Genomic DNA, 5458 nt, shown 5'->3' with positions numbered 1-5458 from the left:
AGCGCACCGCCTGGGCCGGGAGCGGCCCGCACTCGTTCACTATTTCCTCGAGGGAGGGCGCGGGCACGTACGCGGTCGCCAGCCACGGCACCGCGGCCCGCGGGTCGGCGTCCACCACGGCCGCGGTGTAGAAGCCGCTGACCGCGCGGGCGGCCTCCACCTCGCGCGTGAAGCGGACCCGGAACANNGCCGCCGGCGCCGAGGCGCCCGAGCACCTCGAACGGCCCGATCCGCCGCGGATCGTGCTGCGTCAGCTGTGCGACCACTTGCCTTGCCACCTCCCCGTGGGGGCCTGAAGGATTTCCAGCCCCGTGCAGCGTCTCACCGTGAACCGTCCCGGGGTACGCAACCCGATTCTTCCTGGCGAAGGCGGTGGTTGCGAACCCGGGGGCGAATCGGGGTGTCTCCACGGACAAACAGCCCCAAACAACCAAGCGGGTGGACGTTACCGGTGGTTTGTCAAGACCGCCCTCCCTGGGCGGAATCGCCGATCCCTCAACGCGCCGCCCGCGCAAGGTCGATGGCCGCGAAACTCGCCCCCTGGTCGTCGACCAGCACCGCGAACCGCCCGTACGGGGTGTCCTCCGGACCGAGGATGACACGCCCGCCGAGCCGGACGGCCTTCGCCGCGGTCTCGTCGCAGTCGGCCACGGCGAAGTAGACGAGGAAGTGCGCCGGCATCTCGGGCGGGAACCGGCTGTCGATCACGCCCCGCCCGGCCACCGCGCCCTCGATCCCAGCGGGCCGTCCGGGCGGCGACCACACCGCGAAATCCATGCCGTTGCCGGTGTCCAGCGCGCGCGTGGTCCAGCCGAAGACGGCCTCATAGAAGGGGTCGACGCGCTCCGCGTGCCGGGTGTAGACCTCGCCCCAGGCGTACGAGACGGGCCTGCCCCGCTTCCCGAACCCCGCGCGCGTGCCACCCTGCCAGACACCGAAGACCGCACCGCCGGGGTCGACCGCGGTCGCCGTCACACCCAACTCCCCTGCCTCCGTGGGCCTGGTGATGACTCGGCCGCCCGCCTCGGTGATCCGCGCGGCGGTCGCGGCGGCGTCCCGGGAGGCGAAGTACAGGTTCCAGACGGTGGGCATCCGGCCGTCCGCCTTGGGCACGAGCGCGGCCACGCTCCGCCCGTCGTGGAAGGCCTCCACACCATGGCCGTAGCCGGCCCGGCTGTCGCCGAAGGTCCAGCCGAACAGCCCGCCGTAGAAGCGCTTGCCGGCCCCCAGGTCGGGAACCATGGCGTCCACCCAGCAGGGGGTGCCCTCGGGGAACGCGACCATGGCCGGCTTCCTCCCTCTACCTGTCCTCCTTGGCACGCTATCCTCCGTTTTCTCCCTGCGCATCAGGGGCTTGGAGGGATTCGGTACGACGGGCAGGCACCACGGAAACCCTCGTGATCCACGGAAGTTGTCCACAGCCTGTTGATAAGAGGATTCGCTCGTATGGGCCACGAAGGCTTGACAAGCTGACGTGTGACGGGGCAGGGCGACCGAGTCGGGAACACGCCCGCGCGGGACGGGCTGCCAAGGGGCCGGGAACGGCCCAGGAGACCCCCCTCCCCATTTGCAGGCAGCCGAATCGCGCTCTGATCACCCCTCGGTAAGCTGACGGCATGACAGGACAAGTTCGCACCGTCGACGGCCGGGTGGCCGGGCGCCGCGGGCAGGCGACGCGACAGAAACTGCTCGACTGCCTCAGCGAGATGCTCAGCTCCTCGCCGTACCGCGACGTCAAGGTCATCGACGTCGCCCGCAAGGCGGGGACCTCCCCCGCGACGTTCTACCAGTACTTCCCGGACGTGGAGGGCGCGGTCCTCGAGATCGCCGAGGAGATGGCCAAGGAGGGCGCGAGCCTGACCGACCTGGTCGCCGGGCGCTCCTGGGTCGGCAAGGCGGGCTGGCAGACCGCGGAGGAGCTGGTCGACGGCTTCCTCTCGTTCTGGCGCAAGCACGACGCGATCCTGCGCGTTGTGGATCTGGGCGCGGCGGAGGGGGACAAGCGGTTCTACAAGATCCGCATGAAGATCCTGAACGCCGTTACCAATTCCCTTACGGAGTCGGTCGAGGAGCTCAAGTCCAAGGGGCGCGTGGACAAGGACGTCAGCCCCGCGGCGGTGGCCGGCTCGCTGGTCGCGATGCTCGCCGCGGTCGCCTCGCACCAGAAGGGCTTCCAGAGCTGGGGCGTGAAGCAGGCGGAGCTCAAACCGAACCTGGCGCTCCTGGTCCACCTGGGTATCACGGGCAAGAAGCCGACGAAGTAGGCGGCTGCGCGCTTACTCCGGCCAACCGGCCCGCTACGGTCCCGTGCCGCCGCACCATCCCAAGTCCTGTCACGACTGCGGCACTTCCCGGGAGCAAGGCCCGTATGACACCGCCGGACTCCGCCCTACCGATGACCCGCCACCGCGGCGGCGGGTTGCTCCGCGCGCCGGCGGCGTACCGGAGCCGCCGCGCCAACGGCAGCCGATTCCCACTACGACGTCGGGCAACCAGTGCGGCGAGCCCGGCAGTGCCGAGTCGGCCGCGACCCCCGTCTTTCGTCAACCGGCGCTGTCTGCGCGGGTCTCCAGACGGAAGAGGCGGATCTCGCGTTCCACGCGGCCCTGGTACGTGGCGTACGGCGGCCAGAATCTCAGGACCTCGTTCCAGGCAGCCGCCCGTTCCTCGTCCTCCAACAGCCTTGCCCGGACGGGCACATCGCGGCCCTTCCAGCTGATCACCGCGTCCGGATGGGCGAGCAGGTTGGCCGTCCAGGCCGGATGGCCGGGGCGGCCGAAGTTGCTGCCGACGAGGACGAACGTCCCGCCCTCCTCCGGCATGCAGGCCAGCGGCGTCCGCCGCGGCCGCCCGCTCTTCGCGCCCGTGGCCGTGAGGATCACCCCGGGCAGCAGCTGCGCGCTCAGCAGCACCCTGCCGCGCGTCAGCCGGTGGACCGCGCGGTCCACCGCGGGTATCACATGCGGCGCGATCTTCGCGAACGCCCGCGTGGAGGACACCTTCTGGACGACCCGCGTCCCCACCGTCAGCGGCATCAGACCGCCACCTTCCCCTCGTCGAACAGCCCCGCCCGCTCGGCCGCCCGTGCCCGCAGCCCGTGGACGGGGCCGAAGAGCAGCTCGTCGGACGCGGCGCGCTTGAAGTACAGATGCGCCTCGTGCTCCCAAGTGAAGCCGATGCCGCCGTGCAGCTGCACGGCCTCCCCCGCCACGGCCCGTAGCGCCTCCAGGGCCTGGGCGAGGGCCAGGCCCGCGACGGCCGGGCCGCCGTCCGGTTCACCCGCCGCCCACGCCGCGTAGTACGCGGCCGACCGCGCCGCCTGGATCTGTACGTACAGGTCGGCCAGGCGGTGCTTGACCGCCTGGAAGGAGCCGATGGGGCGGCCGAACTGCTCGCGCGCGCCCACATACTCCACGGTCCGAGCGAACGCGCCGTCCGCCGCGCCCACCGCCTCGGCCGCGAGCGCCGCCCCCGCGGTCGCACCGAGGCGGGTGAGAGCTGCCGCCACCGCGCCCGAGCCCTCGTCTTCATCCGCTCCGAGCAACTCGGCCGACACATCGCGGAGTTCGAGGCGCGCCTGGGGCCGGGTCTCGTCGAGGGCGGTCTGCCGGGTGCGGGCGAGCCCGGCGGCGCCCTCCCGTACGAGGAACAGCAGCGTCCGGCTGCGGGCGTAGCCGCCGGCGTGGGCGGCGACCAGCAGCAGTCCCGCGCTGTGCCCGTCGAGGACCTGGTCGGCCTGGCCATAAAGCCGCCACCCGTCGGATGTACGGCGCGCCTGGATCCCGCCGGCCCGGCCGCCTCCGGCCCAACTGCCACTGCTTGTATCACTGTTGACCAGGCCGAGCGCCGACGCCAGCGCGGCGCCGGGGACGGCGAGCGCGGCGGTGAGCCCGCCGCCCGCGATACCGGGCAGCAGCGCGTTCCGCTGTGCCGGGGTGCCGAGATCGGCGATGAGCGGGGCGGCGAGGACGGCGCCGGCGAGCAGCGGGGAAGGCAGCAGGACGCGGCCGGTCTCCTCGCAGGCCAGCACCAGTTCGGTCGGCCCGCAGCCCACGCCGCCGTACGCGGCGGGCAGCGCGAGGCCCGGTAGCCCGAGCTGTTGGGCGAGCTGCCGCCACAGCGCCCCGTCCCACCCCGCCTGCGTGCGGACGGCGGCCTTGACCTCGTCGGGCCCGCACCGTTTGAGCAGCAGCTCGCGCAGCGTGCGGCGGATCTCTTCCTGCTCGGCGGTGAAGGCGGCGTCCATCGGCTGGGCTCCCCTCAATGATCTGACGGTGCGTCATGTTAGGCGGACCGGGCCGAGATGGACAGACGTGGGAGGGGCAGGGAAGGGAGTGCGCCGGACCGTGTCCGCACCCCGTTTATCTGATGTACCGTCAGTTTTTATGGTGCGGAAGACAGGGAACCGCAAGGTGGCTGTCGTGGGTGTCGCCCTCTCCGACTGCGGGAAGGTCGACGGACCCACCCCGTACGCCCTGCACGCGCAGGCCGCGCGGCGGGCGCTCGCCGACTCCGGACTGGACCGCTCGACCATCGACGGCTTCGCGTCGGCGGGCCTCGGCACGCTCGCGCCGGTCGAGGTGGCCGAGTACCTGGGCCTGCGGCCGCGTTGGACCGACTCGACCTCCGTCGGCGGCGCCACCTGGGAGGTCATGGCGGCACACGCGGCGGACGCGATCGCCGCGGGCCACGCCCGCGCCGTACTCCTCGCCTACGGCTCCACCGCACGAGCCGACCTCAAAGCGGGGCGCCGCACCGCGAACCTCTCCTTCGGCGCGCGCGGCCCGCTCCAGTTCGAGGCCCCCTACGGGCACACCCTGATCGCCAAGTACGCGATGGCCGCGCGCCGCCACATGCACCAGTACGGAACGACGCCGGAGCAGCTCGCCGAGGTCGCCGTGCAGGCGCGGGCCAATGCCGGGCACAACCCGGAGGCGATGTTCCGCACACCGATCACGGTGGAGGAGGTCCTGTCGGGCCCGATGATCGCCGACCCGTTCACCAAGCTGCACTGCTGCATCCGCTCCGACGGCGGCTGCGCGGTACTGCTGGCGGCCGCGGACCTCGTACCGGACACGGCCAAGGTGCCGGTGTGGGTGCTGGGCACGGGCGAGCACCTCTCGCACAGCGCCATGTCGGAGTGGGCGGACTTCACCGTCTCGCCCGCCGCCGTCTCGGGCCGGCTGGCCTTCGAGCGCGCCGGGGTCCGGCCGGAGGAGATCGAACTGGCGGAAATCTACGACGCGTTCACCTATATGACGCTGGTGACGCTGGAGGACCTGGGCTTCTGCGCGAAGGGCGAGGGCGGGGCGTTCGTGGAGAAGGGCCGCCTGCTGCGCGACGGCGAACTGCCCGTCAACACCGACGGTGGCGGGCTGTCGGCCTGCCACCCGGGGATGCGGGGGCTGTTCCTGCTGGTGGAAGCGGTGCGGCAGCTGCGCGGGGAGGCGGGCGAACG

5 protein-coding genes and 1 pseudogene are annotated in these 5458 nt (G+C 72.2%); 2 read left to right on the top strand and 4 right to left on the bottom strand.

Annotated elements, in window-relative coordinates; genetic code table 11:
* Window positions 1-186 (bottom strand): annotated as a pseudogene (locus AOK16_RS25290) (hypothetical protein); the annotation flags it as partial.
* Between the two features lie 309 nt (window positions 187-495).
* Window positions 496-1284: an AfsK-binding protein KbpA gene (gene kbpA, locus AOK16_RS06315; protein WP_055471230.1), complete on the bottom strand. Its 789-nt coding sequence runs from the start codon at window positions 1282-1284 to the stop codon at window positions 496-498.
* A 332-nt stretch (window positions 1285-1616) separates the two neighbouring features.
* Here kbpA and AOK16_RS06310 point away from each other — a divergent pair, with 332 nt between their 5' ends.
* Window positions 1617-2264 carry a TetR family transcriptional regulator gene (locus tag AOK16_RS06310; RefSeq protein ID WP_055471229.1) on the top strand — a complete coding sequence of 216 codons (648 nt, stop codon included), beginning with the start codon at window positions 1617-1619 and terminating at the stop codon, window positions 2262-2264.
* A gap of 279 nt (window positions 2265-2543) precedes the next feature.
* On the opposite strand, the gene AOK16_RS06305 is transcribed toward AOK16_RS06310, so the two are convergent.
* Together AOK16_RS06305 and AOK16_RS06300 are read right to left on the bottom strand one after the other, a co-directional pair.
* On the bottom strand, window positions 2544-3035 hold the full coding sequence (locus AOK16_RS06305) for a nitroreductase family deazaflavin-dependent oxidoreductase (RefSeq protein ID WP_055471228.1): 492 nt from the start codon (window positions 3033-3035) through the stop codon (window positions 2544-2546).
* The gene (locus AOK16_RS06300) at window positions 3035-4246 is read right to left on the bottom strand and encodes an acyl-CoA dehydrogenase family protein (protein ID WP_055471227.1); all 1212 of its coding nucleotides are present in this window, start codon (window positions 4244-4246) and stop codon (window positions 3035-3037) included. Before AOK16_RS06300 ends, AOK16_RS06305 begins: the two co-directional genes overlap by 1 nt.
* Window positions 4247-4385: 139 nt before the next feature.
* On the opposite strand from AOK16_RS06300, the gene AOK16_RS06295 reads away from it, so the two are divergent.
* Window positions 4386-5458 (top strand): thiolase C-terminal domain-containing protein (locus tag AOK16_RS06295; RefSeq protein WP_055471231.1); only part of this gene is annotated, 1073 nt, incomplete at its 3' end.

The organism is Streptomyces pathocidini, from assembly GCF_001418495.1.
In the GTDB taxonomy this organism is placed as follows: Bacteria; Actinomycetota; Actinomycetes; order Streptomycetales; family Streptomycetaceae; genus Streptomyces; species Streptomyces pathocidini.
The sequence above is the reverse complement of the archived record's forward strand: the minus strand, read 5'-3'. Positions and strand labels throughout refer to the sequence as shown.

What these genes read in the sequence shown, in the direction of transcription:
- kbpA (WP_055471230.1), bottom strand. Translation starts at nt 1,284, where the DNA reads ATGGTCGCGTTCCCCGAGGGCACCCCCTGCTGGGTGGACGCCATGGTT.
- AOK16_RS06310 (WP_055471229.1), top strand. Translation starts at nt 1,617, where the DNA reads ATGACAGGACAAGTTCGCACCGTCGACGGCCGGGTGGCCGGGCGCCGC.
- AOK16_RS06305 (WP_055471228.1), bottom strand. Translation starts at nt 3,035, where the DNA reads ATGCCGCTGACGGTGGGGACGCGGGTCGTCCAGAAGGTGTCCTCCACG.
- AOK16_RS06300 (WP_055471227.1), bottom strand. Translation starts at nt 4,246, where the DNA reads ATGGACGCCGCCTTCACCGCCGAGCAGGAAGAGATCCGCCGCACGCTG.